General features: G+C 44.0%; 18 protein-coding genes and 1 other annotated feature. Of the genes, 9 read left to right on the plus strand and 9 right to left on the minus strand.

Annotated features, from left to right (window positions below; all coding sequences use genetic code 11):
* The first annotated feature begins 11 nt into the window (after nt 1-11).
* Nucleotides 12-353 (plus strand): DUF2799 domain-containing protein, encoded by a 342-nt coding sequence (locus B5D54_RS08595; RefSeq protein ID WP_078926156.1) that lies wholly within the window; start codon nt 12-14, stop codon nt 351-353.
* Nucleotides 354-443: 90 nt separating this feature from the next.
* On the opposite strand, the gene B5D54_RS08600 is transcribed toward B5D54_RS08595, so the two are convergent.
* The gene (locus B5D54_RS08600; RefSeq protein WP_078926129.1) at nt 444-1,571 is read right to left on the minus strand and encodes an anhydro-N-acetylmuramic acid kinase; all 1,128 of its coding nucleotides are present in this window, start codon (nt 1,569-1,571) and stop codon (nt 444-446) included.
* A 127-nt stretch (nt 1,572-1,698) separates the two neighbouring features.
* Between B5D54_RS08600 and nagZ the strand changes: the two genes are divergently transcribed.
* On the plus strand, nt 1,699-2,688 hold the full coding sequence (gene nagZ / locus B5D54_RS08605) for a beta-N-acetylhexosaminidase (RefSeq protein WP_078926130.1): 990 nt from the start codon (nt 1,699-1,701) through the stop codon (nt 2,686-2,688).
* A gap of 25 nt (nt 2,689-2,713) precedes the next feature.
* On the opposite strand, the gene btsR is transcribed toward nagZ, so the two are convergent.
* Nucleotides 2,714-3,433: a two-component system response regulator BtsR gene (gene btsR / locus B5D54_RS08610; RefSeq protein ID WP_078926157.1), complete on the minus strand. Its 720-nt coding sequence runs from the start codon at nt 3,431-3,433 to the stop codon at nt 2,714-2,716.
* Nucleotides 3,434-3,442: 9 nt separating this feature from the next.
* Nucleotides 3,443-5,119: a sensor histidine kinase gene (locus B5D54_RS08615; RefSeq protein ID WP_078926131.1), complete on the minus strand. Its 1,677-nt coding sequence runs from the start codon at nt 5,117-5,119 to the stop codon at nt 3,443-3,445.
* Nucleotides 5,120-5,357: 238 nt separating this feature from the next.
* Between B5D54_RS08615 and B5D54_RS08620 the strand changes: the two genes are divergently transcribed.
* On the plus strand, nt 5,358-6,431 hold the full coding sequence (locus tag B5D54_RS08620) for a 3-deoxy-7-phosphoheptulonate synthase (protein ID WP_078926132.1): 1,074 nt from the start codon (nt 5,358-5,360) through the stop codon (nt 6,429-6,431).
* Between the two features lie 20 nt (nt 6,432-6,451).
* Nucleotides 6,452-7,579: a bifunctional chorismate mutase/prephenate dehydrogenase gene (tyrA, locus tag B5D54_RS08625; RefSeq protein ID WP_078926133.1), complete on the plus strand. Its 1,128-nt coding sequence runs from the start codon at nt 6,452-6,454 to the stop codon at nt 7,577-7,579.
* A 37-nt stretch (nt 7,580-7,616) separates the two neighbouring features.
* On the opposite strand, the gene B5D54_RS08630 is transcribed toward tyrA, so the two are convergent.
* Nucleotides 7,617-7,994, minus strand: coding sequence for a PilZ domain-containing protein (locus B5D54_RS08630; protein WP_078926134.1), 378 nt, complete (start codon nt 7,992-7,994; stop codon nt 7,617-7,619).
* A 136-nt stretch (nt 7,995-8,130) separates the two neighbouring features.
* The gene (gene ettA / locus B5D54_RS08635; RefSeq protein ID WP_078926135.1) at nt 8,131-9,798 is read right to left on the minus strand and encodes an energy-dependent translational throttle protein EttA; all 1,668 of its coding nucleotides are present in this window, start codon (nt 9,796-9,798) and stop codon (nt 8,131-8,133) included.
* Between the two features lie 263 nt (nt 9,799-10,061).
* Between ettA and B5D54_RS08640 the strand changes: the two genes are divergently transcribed.
* Both B5D54_RS08640 and trpR read left to right on the plus strand, forming a co-directional pair.
* Nucleotides 10,062-12,008, plus strand: coding sequence for a transglycosylase SLT domain-containing protein (locus tag B5D54_RS08640; protein ID WP_078926136.1), 1,947 nt, complete (start codon nt 10,062-10,064; stop codon nt 12,006-12,008).
* A gap of 54 nt (nt 12,009-12,062) precedes the next feature.
* The gene (gene trpR / locus B5D54_RS08645) at nt 12,063-12,356 is read left to right on the plus strand and encodes a trp operon repressor (protein ID WP_078926137.1); all 294 of its coding nucleotides are present in this window, start codon (nt 12,063-12,065) and stop codon (nt 12,354-12,356) included.
* Nucleotides 12,357-12,420: 64 nt separating this feature from the next.
* Here the strand turns inward: trpR and yjjX are convergent, their stop codons facing one another.
* From yjjX to B5D54_RS08665, 4 genes are all read right to left on the minus strand, one after another.
* Nucleotides 12,421-12,972 carry an inosine/xanthosine triphosphatase gene (gene yjjX / locus B5D54_RS08650; RefSeq protein WP_078926138.1) on the minus strand — a complete coding sequence of 184 codons (552 nt, stop codon included), beginning with the start codon at nt 12,970-12,972 and terminating at the stop codon, nt 12,421-12,423.
* Between the two features lie 14 nt (nt 12,973-12,986).
* The gene (gene pheA / locus B5D54_RS08655; protein ID WP_078926139.1) at nt 12,987-14,168 is read right to left on the minus strand and encodes a prephenate dehydratase; all 1,182 of its coding nucleotides are present in this window, start codon (nt 14,166-14,168) and stop codon (nt 12,987-12,989) included.
* Between the two features lie 12 nt (nt 14,169-14,180).
* Nucleotides 14,181-14,300, minus strand: a sequence feature (Phe leader region).
* A 110-nt stretch (nt 14,301-14,410) separates the two neighbouring features.
* Nucleotides 14,411-14,740, minus strand: a complete 330-nt coding sequence (hpf, locus tag B5D54_RS08660; RefSeq protein WP_078926140.1) for a ribosome hibernation-promoting factor, HPF/YfiA family — start codon at nt 14,738-14,740, stop codon at nt 14,411-14,413.
* Nucleotides 14,741-15,144: 404 nt separating this feature from the next.
* The gene (locus B5D54_RS08665) at nt 15,145-15,876 is read right to left on the minus strand and encodes an outer membrane protein assembly factor BamD (RefSeq protein ID WP_078926141.1); all 732 of its coding nucleotides are present in this window, start codon (nt 15,874-15,876) and stop codon (nt 15,145-15,147) included.
* Between the two features lie 152 nt (nt 15,877-16,028).
* On the opposite strand from B5D54_RS08665, the gene rluD reads away from it, so the two are divergent.
* From rluD to clpB, 3 genes are all read left to right on the plus strand, one after another.
* Nucleotides 16,029-17,003, plus strand: a complete 975-nt coding sequence (gene rluD / locus B5D54_RS08670; protein ID WP_078926142.1) for a 23S rRNA pseudouridine(1911/1915/1917) synthase RluD — start codon at nt 16,029-16,031, stop codon at nt 17,001-17,003.
* 2 nt (nt 17,004-17,005) lie between these two features.
* Nucleotides 17,006-17,731: a peptidoglycan editing factor PgeF gene (gene pgeF / locus B5D54_RS08675; RefSeq protein ID WP_078926143.1), complete on the plus strand. Its 726-nt coding sequence runs from the start codon at nt 17,006-17,008 to the stop codon at nt 17,729-17,731.
* A 98-nt stretch (nt 17,732-17,829) separates the two neighbouring features.
* Entirely contained in the window at nt 17,830-20,403 is a 2,574-nt protein-coding gene (gene clpB, locus B5D54_RS08680; RefSeq protein WP_078926144.1) for an ATP-dependent chaperone ClpB, read from the plus strand.
* Nucleotides 20,404-20,803 lie beyond the last annotated feature (400 nt).

A 20,803-nucleotide genomic window follows, 5' to 3' on the forward strand; every position in this document is an offset into this window, starting at 1 on the left:
AAGGGGTAATGATGAGCAGAGTGATAGTGGTTGGAATCGCCTTCGCCTTAATGGGGTGTGTTGCTAGTGAAAATGATTTGGCTCAAAAGGGGAATTGGCATCAAATTGGCTACAATGATGGTATTGCTGGTTATACTCCTCGTTCGTATCAGGCTTTATCTGAATTGGGGCCAGTAAAGCATAATGATTATGAGAGTGGTTATCTCAAAGGGATTATGGAATATTGTAATCCTAACTTTGCCTATCAAATGGGCGTGAATGGGCAATATTATGAAGGGGTGTGTGAAGGAACCGAACAATCCCAAAAGTTTCGTATGGAATGGCAACGCGGTTGGAATGAATATAACCGCTGAGCTCTATCTGAAGATGCTTATCGTTCCTCCTTCATCGGTACAGGCGGTTACCGATGAAGAGAGAATGAGATTAGCATAGTGTTACAAATTTTATCGGTTCACCCTCTCATCAGCCGGGTAGATAACGCCTAAAGACGCGAGCTGTTTAGCCCCAGTAACTTCAGGTAAATTGCTGGGTAAACCGTGAACTCTTCGTTGCGCCAGCCAAGCAAAAGCCATCGCTTCCATATAATCTCCATTGACGCCTTTACTGTCAGTTGAAGCCACTTGCCATGTTGGGAGGTGAGCTTGTAAACAATCCATCAAGAGGTCATTTTGAGCGCCTCCGCCACACACGAATAGTTTTGGTGTCGGCCCTTGAGCATAACGGCAAACCTCATCGGTAATGGTTTGAGCCGTCAATTCACATAATGTCCGCTGCACATCGGGGGCACTCAATGGATGATTGACCAGATGAGCCTCCAACCACGGCAGGTTAAAATATTCGCGTCCCGTACTTTTGGGGGCTGGGCGAAGGAAGTAAGGGTCTTGCTTTAATGCTTGCAGTAGGGAAGCATTAAGGTTCCCCTGACGTCCCCATTCTCCATTGGCATCATAGCTCTGCTGAGTATGTCGCTGGCACCAACTGTCCATCAGAGCATTTCCGGGGCCGGTGTCGTATCCCAAGACGGTTTTATCGGGGAATAACACCGAGATATTGGCAATGCCGCCAATGTTAAGCACCACAACGGTTGAATCCGTGACGTTAAAAATGGTGCGATGAAAAGCGGGGACTAATGGGGCTCCTTGGCCACCTAGGGCCATATCTTTGCGGCGAAAATCAGCAATGGTGGTGATTCCGGTTCGAGCGGCCAGAATATTGGCATCACCTAATTGAAGGGTAAACGGGGACTCCCCATCGGGCTGGTGAAAAACGGTCTGTCCATGATTTCCAATAGCCGTGATCTGCGCCGCGTGATAACCACTTTGTGCCAGTAATTGCTCAACCGCATCGGCATACAGGTGGCCGAGTTGATGATCTAACTGCCCGATCTCTTGCAGGTGGGTGGCTTGCCCGAGGCAAATGTTGAGTAAACGCTGTTTGAGCTTCTCTGGCATGGGGAGAAAACGGTGTGCCAGTAACTCGATGTGATGATCTGTGAATGCCACCAGTGCGGTATCGACGCCATCCATACTGGTTCCAGACATAATGCCAATGTAGAGTTCACGTTCAGCCATGCTTTTATCCCATGCTGTAGAGTGGGTTAGGTTATGAAAAGTCATTGTAATTGAAAAACAAACTGAATAACCTCATTGGCTGTGATAATTTTCACTTTCACCTTTCACTACTCAATAAGGGGCAAAAATGGGACCGTTATGGCTTGATGTCGAAGGCTGTGAACTGACGGCTGAAGATCGTGAAATCTTGGCGCATCCAACGGTGGGTGGCGTTATTTTATTTGCTAGAAACTATCACGATAATGCACAGTTATTGGCGTTGAATAAAGCCATTCGTCAAGCGGCAAAACGCCCGATTCTGATTGGAGTTGATCAAGAAGGGGGGCGGGTGCAGCGTTTTCGTGAAGGCTTTAGCCCCATTCCAGCTGCGCAATATTATGCTCAGTGTGAAAACGGAGAAACCTTAGCGGAACTGGGGGGGTGGTTAATGGCGGCGGAGTTAATTGCGCATGATATTGATCTCAGCTTTGCTCCCGTTTTGGATAAAGGATTTGAGTGCCGCGCTATTGGTAGCCGTGCATTTGGTGACGATATTCAAACCGTACTGACCTACAGCCGAGCTTATATGTGTGGAATGAAGTCAGTAGGGATGGCAACAACCGGTAAACATTTCCCTGGGCATGGCGCGGTAGTGGCCGATTCTCATCTAGAAACACCTTATGATGAACGTCATTCGATTGATGAGGATATGGAGATTTTTAAAGCGCAAATTGATGAAGGCATATTGGATGCGATGATGCCGGCTCATGTTATTTACCCTCATTATGATGCACAGCCCGCCAGTGGCTCTGCTTATTGGTTAAAACAAAAATTGCGTCAGGAATTCGGTTTTCAAGGGATTATTTTCTCTGATGATTTAAGTATGGAAGGGGCTGCAATTATGGGCGGACCTGCAGAAAGAGCACAGCAGGCGTTAGCCGCTGGGTGCGATATGATTTTAATGTGTAATAAGCGTGAGTCTGCGGTTGCGGTGTTAGATAACTTGCCTATCACCGAGGTAGCACAGGCCACTTCTCTGCTGAAACAGAAGAGTTTTACCTACCAAGAGCTCCGGTCGTTAGATAAATGGCAGCAAGCCAGCGTCGCTATGCGGCGTATTACTGAGCAGTATGGGTAAATAAAGGCGTGTTATATGCCTTTATTTAAGAGTAAAACCCTAGCTTTTCTTTCAATTCTTTTAAATAGCGGCGGCTGACAGGAATTGAATGTTCGGCTAGGGTAATAATTTCAGCCAATCCATTTTCCAGTAGTTTGATTTCTTTGATCGCTTTAAGGTTGATTAGATACTGACGATGGCAGCGAAGTAATGGGGTTTTCTCTTCCAGTATCTTTAAGGTTAATTGGCTGGTGGCACGTTGCTGAGCGGTTTGAACATGTACTCCACTGATATCGCTAAAAGCAAACTCTACCGCTTGAGTTGGAATGATCATGATGCGATTAAGGCCAATGCAGGGGATATGATCAAGTTGCGGAGGAGTCAATAGCGTGAAATCTTGCGTCTTGGTGAGATTACGCTGTAGGCGTTGAATCGTTTTATCCAACCGAGCCGGATCAACGGGTTTGAGTAAATAATCAAAGGCATTCTCTTCAAAAGCTTGTAGTGCATATTGATCATAAGCGGTAACGAATACCACTTTGGGCATGGCCTCAGGATCGAGCATACCGAGCAGCTCAATCCCCGTAATTTGTGGCATTTGTATATCAAGAAACACCACATCCGGCTTTAACTGATGAATTTTCTTTAACCCTTCAATGGCATTATTGGCTTCACCAATCACGTTGATTTTGCCATTTTCATCTAATAACTCCATGAGCGCTTCACGAGCAAAAAGTTCGTCATCAATGACTAACGCAGACAGCATACTCATACTTCAATAACTTCCTTTCTGTGGGATGAGAAAACTCATCCTTGTGTATTGGTGGGGTTCAACATCCACATTGAGTGATGATGCATTGCCAAACTTATAAGTTAAACGTTTCGCCACAATTTGCATTCCAAGGCCATCATGATCTTGCTTTGGTGTTTGATAGCTTCCAGCATTATCTTCCACGACAATCCGGCTTCCCGTCTCTTCTTCTATGCTGTAGATACGAATCTTACCTCCTTCTAGCAGATTTGAAGTGCCATGTTTGATTGCATTCTCAACCAAAGGTTGCAGAGTAAAGCTGGGAACATTTCTCTCGAATAGCCCTTCATTGATGTCTATTTCTACATCAAGACGATCACTAAAACGCGCTTTTTCAATGGTGAGATATGCATTCACATGGGCTAACTCTTCTTTGAGTGTCACGGTCCCAATATTTTGTTTTAAGTTGCTGCGAAAAAACTGTGAGAGATGTTGGATAAGTTCTCGCGCTTTTGCTGGATCTCGGCGGATCACGGCACTAATGGTATTTAATGCATTAAACAAAAAATGTGGGTTAACTTGAGCTTGAAGTAACTTGATTTCAGCTCGTGATAACAGGATCTGTTTTTCTTGATATTCACCATACAGAATCTGGCTAGAAAGTAGCTGAGCAATCCCTTGCGCCATCGACATATTGATGGTGGAAAACAGTTTACGTTTAGGTTCATACAGTTTAATGGTTCCAATTACCCGATCACCCGCTCGGAGTGGAATAATTAACGCCGACCCCAGTTTACAGGTGGAGGATAATGAACATTGATAAGGGTGCTCTTTACCATCTAAATAGATAATATCATTACGAGCAATCGCATCGAGTGTACTTTGAGAGGAGATAGCCGTATTGGGTTTATGATGATCATCTCCAATCCCCACAAACGCGAGAATTTTTTCTCGATCAGTGATAGAAACAGCCCCCACATTGGTCTGTTCATAAACAATTCTGGCGATTTTTTCTGCATTACTGGGGTTAAAACCTGCAGCAAGAATGCCGACCGAGCGTTCGGCAATGTTCAAAGCTCGGCGTGAGAAGGTGGCTGAATATTCCTCAAAAATCGTTTTTTTATCTTGTAGGATACTCATAAACAGAGCGGCTCCTAAAGCGTTAGCGATGATCATAGGAATGGCTATCGCAGAAACAAGTTCATAGGCTTCAGTAAAAGGTTTGGCAATTAATAAAATGAGGAGCATTTGCACCACTTCAGCGATCAAAGTAATGGTGAATACGGTGCGAGTATTAAAGAGTTGTTGGCGTTTCCCTTGTTTGATCATATAGGTGTGAAAGAGACCACCAATGAGCCCTTCAGCTGTGGTTGAAATCGCACAGGCGAGGTCTGTGAAACCGCCTAATGTAAAACGATGAAGGCCACCTGTTAAACCAACAGCAAACCCAACAACAGGCCCACCAAATACTCCGCCCATGACGGCACCGATGGCCCGAGTGTTAGCAATCGCATCATTAATTTGCAAGCCTAAATAGGTGCCTAAGATGCAAAAGAGCGAAAACAATACATACACACTGAGTTTATGTGTGAAGTGGCTAGAGATATTAAGAATGGGAAGAAAGAGTGGTGTTTTACTCAGCATATAAGCCAGTACAAAGTAAACACACATTTGTTGTAGCAGAGAAAGCACCAATTCCATAAACAGCCTAGAGATCAATTGCAGGGATAGCCTATTTTAGGGAAGTTTACTTGAATAAAACATGGCTGTTTACGGAGATTGAGGATAACGTCAACAAAGTCTGGATGTAAATTTATTTTTACGATGTATGTTTTTTATAATTTACACTTGCAATGTAACCAAAGGCTGATAAGTTAACGTTTATTCAGATTTAAGATTCGCCAATGAATGGGTGTAAATAAATTATTACAGGTGAAGTATGAGAAAAAGTGACTTAAGTGACATTAATATTGTCGATGAACAGATTTTAATCACACCAGATGCGTTAAAAGAGAAATTACCATTGAGCGATAAGGCTCGCCAGTTTATTCGTCAATCACGCCAAACGATAGCAGACATCATTCATAAAAAAGACCATCGTTTGCTGGTGGTGTGTGGCCCTTGCTCTATCCATGATATTGACGCAGCTAAAGAGTATGCGAGCAAGCTTAAAGTATTATCAGAGCAGTTAAGCGATCAACTCTATATTGTGATGCGTGTTTACTTTGAAAAGCCACGAACAACGGTGGGCTGGAAAGGGTTAATTAACGATCCTCATCTGGATGGCACTTTTGATATTGAACACGGTTTACATGTTGGTCGTAAACTGCTCGTTGATCTGGCTGAAATGGGAATTCCTTTAGCCACGGAAGCGTTAGATCCGATTAGCCCTCAATATTTAGCCGATACCTTTAGTTGGGCTGCCATCGGTGCTCGGACAACAGAATCACAAACGCACCGAGAAATGGCCAGTGGTCTTTCAATGCCGATTGGTTTTAAAAATGGCACGGATGGCAGTTTAGCGACCGCGATTAATGCGATGCAGGCGGCATCATCAAGCCATCGTTTTATGGGGATTAACCGTGAAGGACAAGTCGCATTGTTAACGACTCAAGGAAATACCAATGGGCATGTCATTCTCCGTGGTGGTAAGCAAACTAACTATGATTCAGTTTCTGTTGCAGAATGTGAGCAAGAGCTGAAGCAGGTAGGCCTTGACGCTGCATTGATGGTTGATTGTAGCCATGCTAACTCGCGCAAAGATTATCGCCGTCAGCCTTTGGTGGCTGAAGATGTTATTCATCAAATTCGTCAAGGGAACCGCTCTATCATTGGTTTGATGATAGAGAGCCATCTAAATGAGGGTAATCAGTCGGCTGATCTTCCAAAAGAGAAAATGGCTTATGGTGTTTCTATTACGGATGCCTGTATTCATTGGCAAGCGACTGAGGCATTATTGCGTCATGCTCATCAAGAGCTGGTTCCATTTTTAGAAAATCGCCTCAAAGGTTAAGTAAGGGAAAGGATTTACCGATGGCCGAAGAATTAAACGTATTACGCGACCAAATTGATGATGTGGATAAACAGATGGTTGAGCTGCTGGCTCGTCGTTTGGCTTTAGTCGAAAAGGTGGGGGAAGTGAAAAGCCGCTATGGCTTACCGATTTATGTGCCAGAGCGTGAAGCCTCCATGTTAGCGTCTCGACGAGCAGAGGCTGAGCGTAAAGGTGTTCCTCCTCAGTTAATCGAAGATATTTTGCGTCGTACAATGCGTGAATCTTATGCTAGTGAGAAAGATTCCGGCTTTAAGTGTTTAAATCCTAAGTTACGTTCGGTAGTGATCGTGGGGGGAAAAGGACAACTGGGTGGTTTATTTGCCCGGATGTTCCGTTTATCGGGTTACCCTGTGAAAATTTTGGGAAGCCAAGATTGGGCACAGGCCGATGAACTCTTGCATGATGCTGGGTTGGTCGTGGTCACTGTGCCTATTCATTTAACGCTTGGCGTCATTGATAAGCTGGGCCAGTTACCCCAAGACTGTATTTTATGTGATTTAACCTCGATTAAAGCGAAGCCATTAGCGGCCATGCTAAAGGTTCACCAAGGCCCCGTGGTTGGATTGCATCCGATGTTTGGCCCCGATGTCCCAAGCCTTGCTAAACAAGTGATTGTGTATTGTGATGGTCGTGGCGAACAACAGTATCAGTGGTTATTAGATCAGTTTGCGATTTGGGGGGCGAGCTTGTGTCAAATTGATGCCGATGAACACGATCATGGCATGACATTGATCCAAGCTTTGCGCCACTTTACCTCTTTTGTTTACGGCTTGCACCTTTCTAAGGTAAACCCGAATCTTGAACAATTGCTGAAATTAAGTTCTCCGATTTATCGGCTTGAATTGGCTATGGTTGGGCGCTTATTTGGTCAAGATCCTCACTTGTACGGGGACATCATCCTCTCTTCTCAGGAAAATGTGCAGATGATCCAGCGTTTTCAGCAAAGTTTTGCTCAAGCGGTCAGTTTAATCGAACAGCAAGACAAGCAGGGGTTTATCGAACAGTTTGAGCAAGTAAGCCAATGGTTTGGCCAATATTCTCAGCAGTTTATGAACGAGAGTCAAAACTTGCTGAAACAAGCCAATGATGCGATTCATCGGGCTTAGCATATAGAATGGCGAGTTAGTAGACACTGACTCGCCATCATTCCCTTTTTTCGTCGCCTAAACTTGCTAAGTGCTCAATATCTCTATGCAGAAGTTCATCATTGCCCACATTGAGTTCTATCATACGTTTTAAATGTGCGATGCTTTCAATATCAATATGGTCAATTTTAAGGTGAAGAATGCGTTCATTTTGCCGGACTAACTTCGCTACCATCGTGAGAGTAATATCACTCTCTGGTAAAGTGAATTCAACGTCTAAAGGCTCAGAAGGGTTAATATTTGGCTCATCAACCGCCCATAAAAGCAACCCATGTAAAGAGAGGTCTTGAATACAGGTAGCCAGTTGCCTTTGGCCTTGTATCAGTGTTGCTGGTGCCTGATAAAGGATACGAGAAAATCGGCGTCGGTCTGTCATAATACCCACCGTATAAAAGAGAGAATAGCATATAGCCTAAGCATAGCAGAGTTGCTGCTTCAAGGGCGTAGCTATTTATCTCATCAGGTTTATGAATAAAAAGATAATTCAGGCCGCGAATGCGGCCTGAATAGGGTTATTTCGTAATGCGCTTATATTTGATGCGATGAGGTTCTGCCGCTTGTGCCCCTAATGTCTGTTTGAGCCAATCCATGTATTCAGTGTAGTTACCTTCATAGAAGTTCACTTTACCTTCATCACGGTAGTCGAGAATATGTGTCGCAATACGGTCGAGGAACCAACGGTCATGCGAGATCACCATGGCACAACCCGGAAACTCAAGGAGTGCTTCTTCTAAAGCACGCAGGGTTTCTACATCAAGGTCGTTGGTTGGCTCGTCGAGTAACAGTACGTTGCCGCCAGCTTTGAGAAGTTTGGCTAAGTGCACACGGTTTCGTTCCCCACCAGACAGTTCACCGATCACTTTTTGTTGATCGACCCCTTTAAAGTTAAAGCGAGAACAGTAAGCACGAGCTGGGATTTCAAAGTTATTAATACGAATAATATCAGCACCTTCTGAGATCTCTTTGAAGACTGTGTTTTTATCATTCATGCTGTCACGGAACTGATCAACCGAGGCTAGTTTTACCGTATCCCCCATTTCTATGCTGCCAGAGTCTGGCTGCTCGACACCACTGAGCATTTTAAATAACGTTGATTTACCGGCACCGTTCGCCCCGATAATGCCGACAATCGCTCCTTTAGGGATACTAAAAGAGAGATCATCAATCAGCACACGATCACCAAAAGATTTGGTGAGGTTTTTCACCTCAATCACTTTATCACCTAAGCGATCACCAGGCGGGATAAACAGTTCATTGGTTTCATTCCGTTTCTGATGCTCAGTGCTCTGTAGTTCTTCAAAACGCGCCATACGAGCTTTGGATTTAGCTTGGCGGCCTTTAGGGTTTTGACGAACCCATTCCAGCTCTTTTTCAATGGTTTTCTGACGAGCTTTCTCTTGTGAAGCTTCTTGCTGTAGACGGGCGTCTTTTTGTTCCAACCAAGAAGTGTAGTTACCTTGCCATGGAATACCTTCACCACGGTCTAACTCTAAAATCCACCCCGCCGCATTATCTAAGAAATAACGGTCGTGGGTAATGGCTACGACGGTGCCGCTATAATCGACTAAGAAACGCTCTAACCAAGCCACAGATTCTGCATCTAGGTGGTTGGTGGGCTCGTCGAGTAATAGCATGTCTGGTTTTTCAAGCAGTAGGCGACAAATGGCAACTCGACGACGTTCCCCACCTGATAATGTTGCGACTTTGGCATCCCATTCTGGTAAGCGCAGTGCATCGGCAGCTCGTTCAAGAACGTTATCTAAATTGTGGCCATCTTTAGTTTGAATAATGGCTTCGAGTTCCCCTTGCTCTTTGGCAAGTGCATCAAAATCGGCTTCGGGCTCGGCATAGGCTGCATACACTTCATCCAAACGTTTAAGTGCGTAGGCCACGTCAGCAACGGCTTCTTCAACAACTTCACGGACGGTTTTATTTTCATCTAACACCGGTTCTTGGGGGAGGTATCCCACATTTAACCCTGGTTGCGGACGTGCTTCACCATCGAAATCTTTATCAATGCCAGCCATGATACGTAGTAGGGTCGATTTACCTGAACCATTTAAACCTAATACCCCGATCTTTGCTCCGGGGAAAAAGCTCAAAGAAATATCTTTAAGTATTTGACGTTTAGGGGGCACGATTTTGCTCACCCGAGACATGGTATAGACGTATTCAGCCATTGCCGATCATTCCTAATCTTTCAAACAGAACAAAGCCGCTATTCTATACTAAAGCATATTCATTTGTTACTAGTGGGCCGTAATTTTGGTTTTTACTTCTCGATGATAGGGTGTGCTATCGATAAATTTGAGCGGTCATTGGAGATTTAATCGATGGTTTCATAATTGACTTCAATTTTACATCTGCGCTCTTTACATTGTATGCAAGAGTCTGCGTAATGAATCCTGCATTGGATTGTTTGTTTATAAAGGAATAAAGCGTTATGACGCTAGGGGATTTTTTTCAGTCATCTCGAATTTTGTCAGTCGTGTTGATTGGGTGGGGGATATTAAGTGGGCATGCGTTGTCTGGAACGTTGGATTTGGAGGCTCAGCGTGAACTCTATGAACAGGCCCATGGTTGGTTAGATAATAAAGAAGTCAGCCGTTTTAAAAAAGCCCGCTCAAAGTTGGCGGACTATCCTTTGACACCCTATTTAGATTATCGAAGCTTCTTAATTGATTTGGGGGAAAAGCCCCCTATTGTGGTGCGCACTTTTATCGATGCTCATAAAGACTTTCCTTTCTCTAACCGCATTAGTGCCCCTTACCTAAGAGCATTAGCTCGTCAAGGTAAGTGGGCGGAACTCCTTCAATTTTCACCCAATGTTCCTAATGGTGAAACGTATCGCTGTTACTACTATACCGCCAAGTTAAAAACAGGGCGTTATTCAGAAGCTTTTAGTGGTGCTCAATCATTATGGAAAAATGGTGCGAGTATTTCTTCGGCATGTGATGAGTTATTTATGGTTTGGGAGCAGAGGGGGGGCTTAACCGAAACCATGATTCTTGAGCGAATGTTATTAGCTTTTGATGGGCGTAACCGCGCTTTAATGGTGCATCTAACAGGGAAACTGGCAGGAAAAGTGAGTGAAGCCAATGCAGCGGCGCTGCTGAAATTATACGATGCTCCTGAAACGGTATTGGCATTTATTCAGCAGAATCACTCCTTTAATAAGTTATATCAAGCCGTCGAACTGGCGCTAGAAAAGCTGGCGCGTAGTGATGCCATTCAGGCTCAAAATCGTTGGTTAGCCGTCAATGAAAGGGTATCTTGGCCCTCTTCTCAACAAACTCGGGTTGCTCAATATATTGCTCTACGCATGATGGATGTAGAGAGTGAGTCTCTTAGACAATGGCGAGATTCGGTGATTCTTAACAGCTCTCATGTTCACCTTATTGAAAGGCGCATACGGCTTGCACTGCGTGAGCAAGATTGGCAAGGTCTAACGGTATGGATTCACCAGTTATCTGAAGAGGAGAGAAACTCACTGCGTTGGCAGTATTGGCTTGCTCGAGCTGAGCTTGCTCAAGGAAAAGAATCACAAGGCTTGGAGCGAATGCGGGCGTTACTTGGGCAACGTAATTTTTATAGTGTTGCTGCCGCTCAGTGGATGAAACAGTCTATCCAATATCCTAGCTCTTCACTCTCTTTAAGACGCTCATTGCTAAAGCCTTATCAAAAAGCGTTAGTACGTATTGGTGAGTTAATTGAGCGAGACAAAATTGCGGCAGCGAAAAGTGAGTGGAATTGGCTATTGCAGCAAGCCAATCAAGAAGAGAAAGAAATGCTAGCGGTTTATGCGGCTACCCAGCGCTGGCATCACCTAACTGTACAAGCTTCCATCTCTGCGAATTTGTGGGATAACACGCAACTGCGTTTTCCATTAGCTCATCAATGGTGGTTTAATTTTTATGGTAAGAAACATGGTATTCATCCTGTGACTTTAATGTCGTTGGCTCGGCAAGAGAGTGCGATGGATGTAGAGGCGCGCTCCTCGGTAGGAGCCAGAGGGATCATGCAAGTGATGCCAGCAACAGCCCGTTATACGGCAAAAAAATACCACCTTAATTATGACAGTGAGGATGATCTTTATCAGGTAGGGAAAAATATAGAGATAGGTAGCCACTATTTAAATAGCCTACTTGAGCGCTATGATAATAACCGAATTTTTGCTTTTGCGGCTTATAATGCGGGGCCAAGCCGAGTGGATCGCTGGAGAGAACAAACGCAAGGTCAATTAGATGTTTATGCGTTTATTGAATCCATCCCTTTTCGTGAAACCCGTGGATATGTACAGAATATTTTGATGTTTGAAACCTATTACCGCGATTTAATGGCAATGGATGGAGAATTCTTAACACAACAAGAGTTAGCAACAAGATATTGATTCCGGCTGAGTGTTCTCTACAATAGAGGAGTGTATCACCCAACGAGTACAAAAATGTCATCACAACCTGAGTATAGTGACTGGTGTGAGCTATTAACATTAGTCAAGCAAGCTACAACGCATGAACAACATGAAATGCTGTTAACTATGTTAATGACTCCTGATGAACGAGCAGCGCTGGTGGCGAGAGTGAACATTTTATGTGAACTGCTTAAAGGCGAACTCTCTCAGCGTCAGATTAGCCAGATGTTAGGAGTGGGAGTGGCAACCATTACACGGGGGTCTAATGAACTAAAATCTCGCTCTGAGCAAGAGCGAGATTCTCTAGCCAAATTATTGTTACCTTAACAACCTTATGACTTAATGCCCATTTTTCTCGCATTTTGTTCGCTAAAGGGAATTCGCTGACTGTTCATCTTGTAACTCCGAACGACTTGAGGTTATTGATGGGGAAGAGATCCGGATTGGTAAATGGAATTAAGGCAAGTATTAACGCTTGATGATAGACCGAGCTACGAGTGAGCTTATGACGAGTGAGCAAACCAATAGCGCCTCCTTTTTGCTTAATATTTTCGGTGGCAAACACTTTATCCATCACATGACCCAATTCATTATCCGGTGTGAGTTGCTCTGCTACCATTGGAGGAAGTGGTAAGCTTGCGGAACGTGACTCACCATAACGCTGACCTGACTTGATGATCATCCAAGCAAAGGTCGAACCATTTTCAATTCCTGCTTCAAGACTAACGTAATAATCTGCATCGGGGATGGCCTGCTCTGCATTGCTGACTCTGTTGCGTGCCCCCTGCTTGGTTTCATTATCATTCATTGGCTGAGGAGAAATCCCACTAGCAACGGAAACGCCTTGAAAATGAAATGCTTGATCTGGAAACACGTCGTGAAATGCACTTTTAACGGCATTAATTTTTGCTGGATTGAGCGAGGCGACAATAACGTTTTTCATGGCAGACTCTATCTTTATTGATTGGCTAACTTAATGTGTGTCGGTTTGATATTTTCACTCGGATAGCAGCCTAACACTTTCAAATGTTTGGTAAGTTTGGTTAATTCACCCAGTGCCTGCTGCATCTCTTGTGAATCGACATGAGCTTCTAAGTCGACATAAAACATCTCTTCCCATGGGTTTCCCATAATTGGACGAGATTCTAATTTTGTCATATTGATCCCATAACGTTGTAAAACCAAGAGGGTGGAAACTAAGGCTCCCGCCTCTTGAGACGTTGACATTATTAAGGTGGTTTTTGCGGGGATCTGGGTGGACACCTCAATGGGTTTACGTGCGACTACGATAAAGCGTGTATGATTTTCAGTTTGGTTCGCAATATTGCCTTGAATACTTTGTAATCCGTAGAGTTTACCGCTAGAGGCATTACCGATGGCTGCCACATCTTTTCTTTGTAAGTCTTGAACTTTCTTCATAGCATCAGCGGTGCTGATGCAAGTTTCTAGTTTCACACCCTTTAATCGACTCAAAAATTCACTACATTGCTGGTGGGGCTGTGGGTGTGAGTAGAGTATTTTGATCTCTTCTAATCGGATATCTTGAGTCGCCACTAAACAGTGTTCTATCGGTTGCGTGATTTCTCCTACGATATATAAAGTTGTGTGTTGTAAAAGATCATAGACTTCATTGATAGAGCCTGAACTGGTATTTTCAATCGGAAGAACGCCGTAGTCTGCATGTCCTGATTCCACCGTTTTTGTCACTTCTCTAAATTGCTCACAATTGAGCTCAATTAATTTGGTATTCTTACGGCTGAAGTATTCACGGGTTGCTAAGTGGGAGTATGATCCTTTAGAACCTAAAAAGGCAACGCGAGCGAGAGGCTTGCGATTTTCTGGATTCGCTAAATTTTGCAAGTAGGCTTGCTGAAGTAAGACGGAGTCTTCAATGATAGTGTGAAACAGCTTGGTAATGTACTGGGCGTCTAACTGATAGTTCTCTTTTCCTGATTGGATAAGTTTTACCAACAGTTGTTGTTCTCTCAGTATGTCCCGAACGGGTTTGGAGGTTTTCACTTTACTTTTCGCCACTTCAATACTGAGTTGACGTCGTTCAGAAAGCAGCTTTAGCAGTTGGTCATCTATGGTGTTTAAACGTAATCGAATCTCTTCCAATGAAGGGGAATGGTTTGTCATTATAAAATCCTTATAAAAAAAGCCTCCCTAGGGAGGCTTCCTGTTCGTTTTTGACTTATTTCCGTAAACGAGCTCGCCTCCAAGGATTATTGGAGAAAAAAGAAGTCAAAAAGGAACAGTGAGTTATCTATCATGATTCATCGTTGTTAGGTTATTTATCCAAGCGACACAATAAGCAAGCCAGATAGGAGCGTCAAGCAAAAAAATAGCGCCCTAAGGCGCTATCTCTGCAATGGTTCAGATTATTCAGTCTCTTCTTCTTCCACTTCGGGTTTATCTGCTCGCCGCGATTCTGGTTTGTGACGCAATTTATTTAATTGACGTTCAAGTTTTTGTTCTACCTCATTAATCGCAGCGTAAAGGTCATCGTGAATCGCTGAGGCAACCAGTTGACCTTTTGGAATCGTCACTGTTGCTTCAAACTTTTTCTGTTTGTTTGGTTGTTCGCTAAAACTGGCTTGGCACCCCGTAATTTCTACTTGCCATTTTTCTAGCTTTTTGAATTTGCTCTCAATGTGATTCCGGATCGCAGAGGTGATTTCAATGTTTTTACCAGTAATATTCATTTGCATAGTGATTTTTCCTCTGTTGCATCCCTCATGGGTTACCTACAGATTAGCGTTTCAATAGCAAAAGAATGTGATCTACCTCTCCTTTTGGTTGGGTGTATGACTCTTTAAAAATAAACGTGATCTTTAGCAAGGAGTCGGTGTGTGAGGTAAGGAAAAAGCTTGAGATTTCGATAAAAATGGTTAGATTGGGTTGTAGGTCTTACTAAAAACTTTCTATTTTTTAGGGCGTTGTATCAACTCAAAAAAAAGATTGCTCTGTTTTTGTTCATCTTATAAGTGTGAATCGAGTCACATTGGTTCTTCTCTTCTTCTTGTCAGAGCTTCATTTTGTTTTCTCAAAGAAAAAACCAGCAGCGTTTAACTACTGGTTTCTAGCTTGTCTATCTCTTTTCGTATCAATCTATCTATGGGCGTGGGTTTAGCTGAATGAGTTGTTGGGTTCGTTCAACCGCTTCGTCTAGCCCTAATTGTTGATAAGCTTTTAATTGAATCGTCAGTGATTTACGAGCCGCTTCTGTTCCAGGGTAGGTTTTTTGCAACTCTTGAGAGCGATTGATTGCGGCAACCCAAGCTTCACGGCGTAAATAAAAGTCAGCGGTGGCTAAGTCGTAATCGGCTAATCGATTTTTTAAAGCATACATGCGTTGCTGAGCGTCTTTAGCATAGGGGCTATTCGGGTAGCGTTCTAATAAACGTTTAAAAGCAGCAAAAGCCGATTTAGCGGGCTCAGGATCCCGATCACTTCGATCAATATTGAATAGTGCATGCATGAAATTACGATCTTGAGCCATATGAGTGAGTCCTCGCATATAGAGCACCCAATCCATCTTTTCATGGGTTGGATTAAGACGAGTAAAGCGTTCTATCGTTGCTAGCCCGAGTGCGAGATCATCATTTTTGTAGTAGGCATAGATTAAATCAAGTTGTACTTGCTCTGAATAAGCGCCAAAAGGGTAGCGAGAATCCAGTGCTTCGAGCTTATCTATCGCGGTGAGCCAGTTGCCACTTTGCAGCGATAGTTGTGCCTCACTGTACAGTTCTGCGGGGGGAACGTCTGGGACAATCTCTTCTTTACTCGAACAGCCTGTCAGTAATAAAGATAACGCGAGTAAACCCGATAAAGTTTGGTATTTCATGTCAGGATTCGATTCCTTGCAATAAAGCTTCTAGACTAGGAGCAGGATGCTCCATAAATCGTTTCGTTACTTTCTTTTCAGTAACAGATACAATAAAGCCTATTTTTCCACACTAGTGGCTATTAGTCTCACGGTTTTTAAAAAAGTTCGATATGGCTCAGCAGATTGAATTAACTCAAACAGTAAAAGAAAGCCAGCTTGGTCAGCGTTTAGATCAAGCGGTAGCAGAATTGTTCACCGATTTTTCTCGCTCACGGCTGAAAGAATGGCTATTGGACGGGAAAATTACCGTCGATGGTCTTGTTGTCACTAAACCCAGAACAAAAATGATGGGTGGAGAAAATATTACGGTTTTGGCCGAGTTAGAAGATGAGCAACGGTGGGAAGCACAAGATATTCCACTCAATATTGTTTATGAAGATGACGATATTATCGTGATCAATAAGCCTAGAGATTTCGTTGTGCACCCCGGTGCAGGAACGCCGGATGGTACGGTCTTAAATGCATTATTATTTCACTTCCCTCCCATTGCGGAAGTGCCTCGTGCAGGCATTGTGCACCGTTTAGATAAAGATACGACTGGGTTAATGGTGGTGGCGAAAACTGTCCCTGCACAAACCCGATTGGTCCGTGAACTACAAAAACGCAATATTACTCGTGAATATGAAGCGATAGCGATTGGTAAAATGACCGCCGGTGGAATGATCGACAAGCCAATTGGTCGCCATGCTACAAAGCGAACTTTAATGGCGGTTACTCCAATGGGAAAACCTGCCGTAACGCATTATCGTGTTGCTGAACATTTTCGTGAACACACTCGAATCCGGCTTCGTCTGGAAACGGGTCGCACGCACCAAATTCGTGTCCATATGGCGTATTTGCAACATCCTTTATTAGGAGATACCGCTTATGGTGGGCGGGCTCGCATTCCAAAAGGTGCATCTGAAGAGCTAACAGAAATGATTCGTCATTTTGACCGACAAGCGCTGCATGCGGTGATGCTGAAGTTTGCTCACCCTATTACCGAGGAAGTGTTGGAATTTCATGCGCCAGTTCCCGATGATATGGTTGTGATGGCTGAAGCATTACGTGAAGATGCTAAGTTGAATTATTCACAAGAGTATTAATTATGAATAAGATTATTCCCAACTGGCCAGCACCGGACAATATTAAAGCCTTTGCTTCTACACGAATCGGCGGGTTTTCTCATCCGCCGTATCAGGGCTTAAATCTCGGTACGCATGTTGGGGATGATCCGAAATTGGTGTTACGTAACCGCGAATGGGTGCAGATGATGAGCCAAATGCCCTCATCCCCCATCTGGTTAAATCAAACGCATTCAACTAAGGTTGTGGAAGTTGATCAGCCAACAAAAGCGATCTTGGATGCTGATGGTCTTTTCACCGCCTCTCCTCGTGTGGTTTGCTCAGCGATGACAGCCGATTGCTTACCCGTACTTCTCACCAATAGCCAAGGAACACAAGTTGCGGCTGTTCATGCGGGTTGGCGTGGGTTGGCGGGAGGTATTGTTGAAAATGCGCTGCAAAAATTGACCGGCCACCCTCTTGTTTGGTTAGGTCCGGCTATTGGTACGCAAGCCTTTGAGGTCGGGAATGAGGTCAGAGAAGCGTTTTGCGATCATGATGGCGATGCGACACAGGCGTTTTTAGCGACTTCACAGCAAGGCAAATGGTTGGCTGATATGGTGAAGTTAACTCGGTTACGGTTAGCAAAATTGGGTATTGACCAAGTCTATAGCTGCGACCTTTGCACCTATCAACACCCCCAACAATTTTATTCTTATCGCCGTGAGGGCATCACAGGTCGGCAAGCCAGCTTTATTTGGATGGAATAGTCTTATAAAGTTTATGGTATTGGCTTGAAATTTCCCCTCTGCGTAACCATCTTTCTATACGTCATTAGTTTATCTCCGACGAGATTAAGAAGGTGGTTATGCGTCTCGATAGATTTACCAGCAAATTTCAAATAGCGATTTCCGATGCTCAGTCGCTCGCACTTGGGCGCGATCATCAGTATATCGAACCTGTACATTTGATGGTGGCATTACTCGATCAAAATGGCAGTCCGATTCGTCCATTATTAACCATGCTCAGTGTGGATGTTGCCCAGTTACGTTCTAAATTGGGTGAAATGCTTGATCGTTTGCCTAAAGTGAGTGGGATTGGCGGTGATATTCAGCTTTCTAATGCACTCGGTTCACTTTTTAACCTCTGTGATAAAGTGGCGCAAAAGCGTCAAGATGCTTATATCTCTTCGGAAATATTTTTACTCGCCGCATTGGAAGATCGTGGCCCTCTGGGTCAACTATTAAAAGAGATAGGATTGAGTGAAAAGAAAGTTTCTGAAGCCATTGAAAGTATCCGTGGTGGTCAGAAAGTGAATGATCCTAATGCAGAAGAGCTTCGTCAAGCTTTAGAAAAATTCACCATCGATCTCACCGAGCGAGCAGAGCAAGGTAAACTTGATCCTGTGATTGGGCGTGATGATGAAATTCGCCGTACCATCCAAGTGTTGCAGCGCCGCACTAAAAATAACCCGGTGATTATCGGGGAGCCAGGGGTGGGTAAAACCGCGATTGTCGAAGGGCTGGCACAACGGATCATTAATAATGAAGTTCCTGAAGGGCTTCGTGGGCGTCGAGTGCTTTCGTTGGATATGGGAGCTCTGGTTGCGGGGGCCAAATATCGCGGTGAATTTGAAGAGCGATTGAAATCTGTTTTAAATGAACTTGCCAAAGAAGAAGGCAATGTCATTCTTTTCATTGATGAACTGCATACTATGGTTGGTGCTGGTAAAGGCGAAGGCTCAATGGATGCGGGTAATATGTTGAAACCCGCTTTGGCGCGCGGTGAGTTGCACTGTGTTGGAGCCACCACACTGGATGAATATCGTCAATATATAGAAAAAGATCCAGCGCTGGAGCGTCGTTTCCAAAAAGTATTAGTGGATGAGCCAACGGTCGAAGATACGGTTGCTATTTTGCGTGGCCTCAAAGAGCGCTATGAATTACACCATCATGTTGAGATCACCGATCCGGCCATCGTGGCTGCGGCAACACTATCACACCGTTATGTTTCGGATCGTCAATTGCCTGATAAAGCAATTGATTTGATTGATGAGGCAGCCTCAAGTATCCGCATGCAAATGGACTCTAAGCCCGAGGCCTTAGACAAACTGGAACGAAAAATTATCCAACTCAAAATTGAGCAACAAGCTTTAATTAATGAGCATGATGAGGCTAGTGAAAAACGGCTCAGTATCCTTAACGATGAACTGAAGGAGAAAGAGCGAGAGTATGCAGAATTAGAAGAGATTTGGAATACCGAAAAAGCTGCGCTTTCGGGGACTCAACATATCAAAGCAGAACTGGAGCAAGCTCGTTTAGATTTAGAAGTCGCTAGACGTGCGGGAGACTTAAGTCGCATGTCCGAATTGCAGTACGGGCGAATTCCTGAGCTGGAAAAACAACTCGACTTAGCCACTCAAGCGGAAATGCAAGAGATGACATTGCTGCGTAACAAAGTCACCGATGAAGAGATAGCGGAAGTTCTTTCTAAACAGACGGGGATTCCGGTTTCTAAAATGCTGGAAGCGGAGAAAGAGAAATTACTGCGCATGGAAGAGGTTCTTCACCAGCGAGTGATTGGACAGGCTGAAGCCGTTGAAGTGGTTGCGAATGCCATTCGCCGTAGTCGTGCTGGGCTTTCGGATCCCAATCGCCCAATTGGCTCGTTCTTATTCTTAGGCCCAACAGGGGTTGGGAAAACCGAACTGTGTAAAACGTTAGCGAACTTCATGTTTGATAGTGAAGATGCCATGGTGCGGATTGATATGTCTGAGTTTATGGAGAAACACTCTGTAGCTCGACTAGTTGGTGCACCTCCGGGCTATGTAGGGTATGAAGAAGGGGGATATTTAACCGAGGCTGTGCGTCGGAAACCCTATTCTGTTCTTTTACTGGATGAGGTCGAGAAAGCACACCCTGATGTGTTTAATATTCTATTACAGGTATTAGATGATGGGCGTTTGACCGATGGACAGGGAAGAACGGTCGATTTTCGCAATACCGTTGTGATTATGACTTCGAACCTAGGTTCATCAAGAATTCAAGAACAGTTTGCCTCTCTGGATTATCAAGGGATGAAAGAGCAAGTGATGGAGGTGGTGAGTAAGCATTTCCGCCCTGAGTTTTTAAACCGTATTGATGAAAGTGTTGTATTCCATCCGTTAGGTAAAGAGCACATTAAATCCATCGCTCTTATCCAGATTGAACGGTTACGTCAGCGGTTAGCAGACAAAGATTATGAGTTGAACGTAAATGATGAAGCGTTAAACTTAATCGCACAAGTGGGATTTGATCCTGTTTATGGTGCAAGACCGCTGAAAAGAGCAATTCAACAAACGGTTGAAAACCCGCTAGCTAAATCAATCTTAGCAGGGCAGTTTGTGCCTGGAATGCCAATCTACTTAGAAGTGAAAGATGGCAACATTACAGCTCATCAGTAATTAGGTAAAAAAGAGACTTGGTCTGAGGAGATTAAGTCTCTTTTTCTATTCAAATTTGATTAATATGGAGTTTTAGTCGTTTTTTTGAGCGTTTGAACTTGAATTTATAAGAATTATCATTTTATCTATTGCCAACGTTAATTAACTCCCTATAATGCGCCCTCACTGACACGGCAGACGCCGCAAGGCTTTAGGGAGTGTCAGTTGAGGGAAAGCTTCTAAAAAAGAAAATTTGAAAAAGTGTTTGACACGCCAAATTAACTCGCTAGAATGCACCTCCGCTTCGAAGCTCTCATGAGACTCGCAAGCACCGCTCTTTAACAATTTAAACCAATCAATCTGTGTGGGCACTCGTTGATGATAATCAAAAAGATTTATCGATGAACTGAGTGACCAATCA

Source organism: Vibrio cincinnatiensis DSM 19608, from assembly GCF_900167345.1.
Classification (GTDB): Bacteria; Pseudomonadota; Gammaproteobacteria; order Enterobacterales; family Vibrionaceae; genus Vibrio; species Vibrio cincinnatiensis.

What these genes read in the sequence shown, in the direction of transcription:
- B5D54_RS08595 (WP_078926156.1), top strand. Translation starts at nt 12, where the DNA reads ATGAGCAGAGTGATAGTGGTTGGAATCGCCTTCGCCTTAATGGGGTGT.
- B5D54_RS08600 (WP_078926129.1), bottom strand. Translation starts at nt 1,571, where the DNA reads ATGGCTGAACGTGAACTCTACATTGGCATTATGTCTGGAACCAGTATG.
- nagZ (WP_078926130.1), top strand. Translation starts at nt 1,699, where the DNA reads ATGGGACCGTTATGGCTTGATGTCGAAGGCTGTGAACTGACGGCTGAA.
- btsR (WP_078926157.1), bottom strand. Translation starts at nt 3,433, where the DNA reads ATGCTGTCTGCGTTAGTCATTGATGACGAACTTTTTGCTCGTGAAGCG.
- B5D54_RS08615 (WP_078926131.1), bottom strand. Translation starts at nt 5,119, where the DNA reads ATGGAATTGGTGCTTTCTCTGCTACAACAAATGTGTGTTTACTTTGTA.
- B5D54_RS08620 (WP_078926132.1), top strand. Translation starts at nt 5,358, where the DNA reads ATGAGAAAAAGTGACTTAAGTGACATTAATATTGTCGATGAACAGATT.
- tyrA (WP_078926133.1), top strand. Translation starts at nt 6,452, where the DNA reads ATGGCCGAAGAATTAAACGTATTACGCGACCAAATTGATGATGTGGAT.
- B5D54_RS08630 (WP_078926134.1), bottom strand. Translation starts at nt 7,994, where the DNA reads ATGACAGACCGACGCCGATTTTCTCGTATCCTTTATCAGGCACCAGCA.
- ettA (WP_078926135.1), bottom strand. Translation starts at nt 9,798, where the DNA reads ATGGCTGAATACGTCTATACCATGTCTCGGGTGAGCAAAATCGTGCCC.
- B5D54_RS08640 (WP_078926136.1), top strand. Translation starts at nt 10,062, where the DNA reads ATGACGCTAGGGGATTTTTTTCAGTCATCTCGAATTTTGTCAGTCGTG.
- trpR (WP_078926137.1), top strand. Translation starts at nt 12,063, where the DNA reads ATGTCATCACAACCTGAGTATAGTGACTGGTGTGAGCTATTAACATTA.
- yjjX (WP_078926138.1), bottom strand. Translation starts at nt 12,972, where the DNA reads ATGAAAAACGTTATTGTCGCCTCGCTCAATCCAGCAAAAATTAATGCC.
- pheA (WP_078926139.1), bottom strand. Translation starts at nt 14,168, where the DNA reads ATGACAAACCATTCCCCTTCATTGGAAGAGATTCGATTACGTTTAAAC.
- hpf (WP_078926140.1), bottom strand. Translation starts at nt 14,740, where the DNA reads ATGCAAATGAATATTACTGGTAAAAACATTGAAATCACCTCTGCGATC.
- B5D54_RS08665 (WP_078926141.1), bottom strand. Translation starts at nt 15,876, where the DNA reads ATGAAATACCAAACTTTATCGGGTTTACTCGCGTTATCTTTATTACTG.
- rluD (WP_078926142.1), top strand. Translation starts at nt 16,029, where the DNA reads ATGGCTCAGCAGATTGAATTAACTCAAACAGTAAAAGAAAGCCAGCTT.
- pgeF (WP_078926143.1), top strand. Translation starts at nt 17,006, where the DNA reads ATGAATAAGATTATTCCCAACTGGCCAGCACCGGACAATATTAAAGCC.
- clpB (WP_078926144.1), top strand. Translation starts at nt 17,830, where the DNA reads ATGCGTCTCGATAGATTTACCAGCAAATTTCAAATAGCGATTTCCGAT.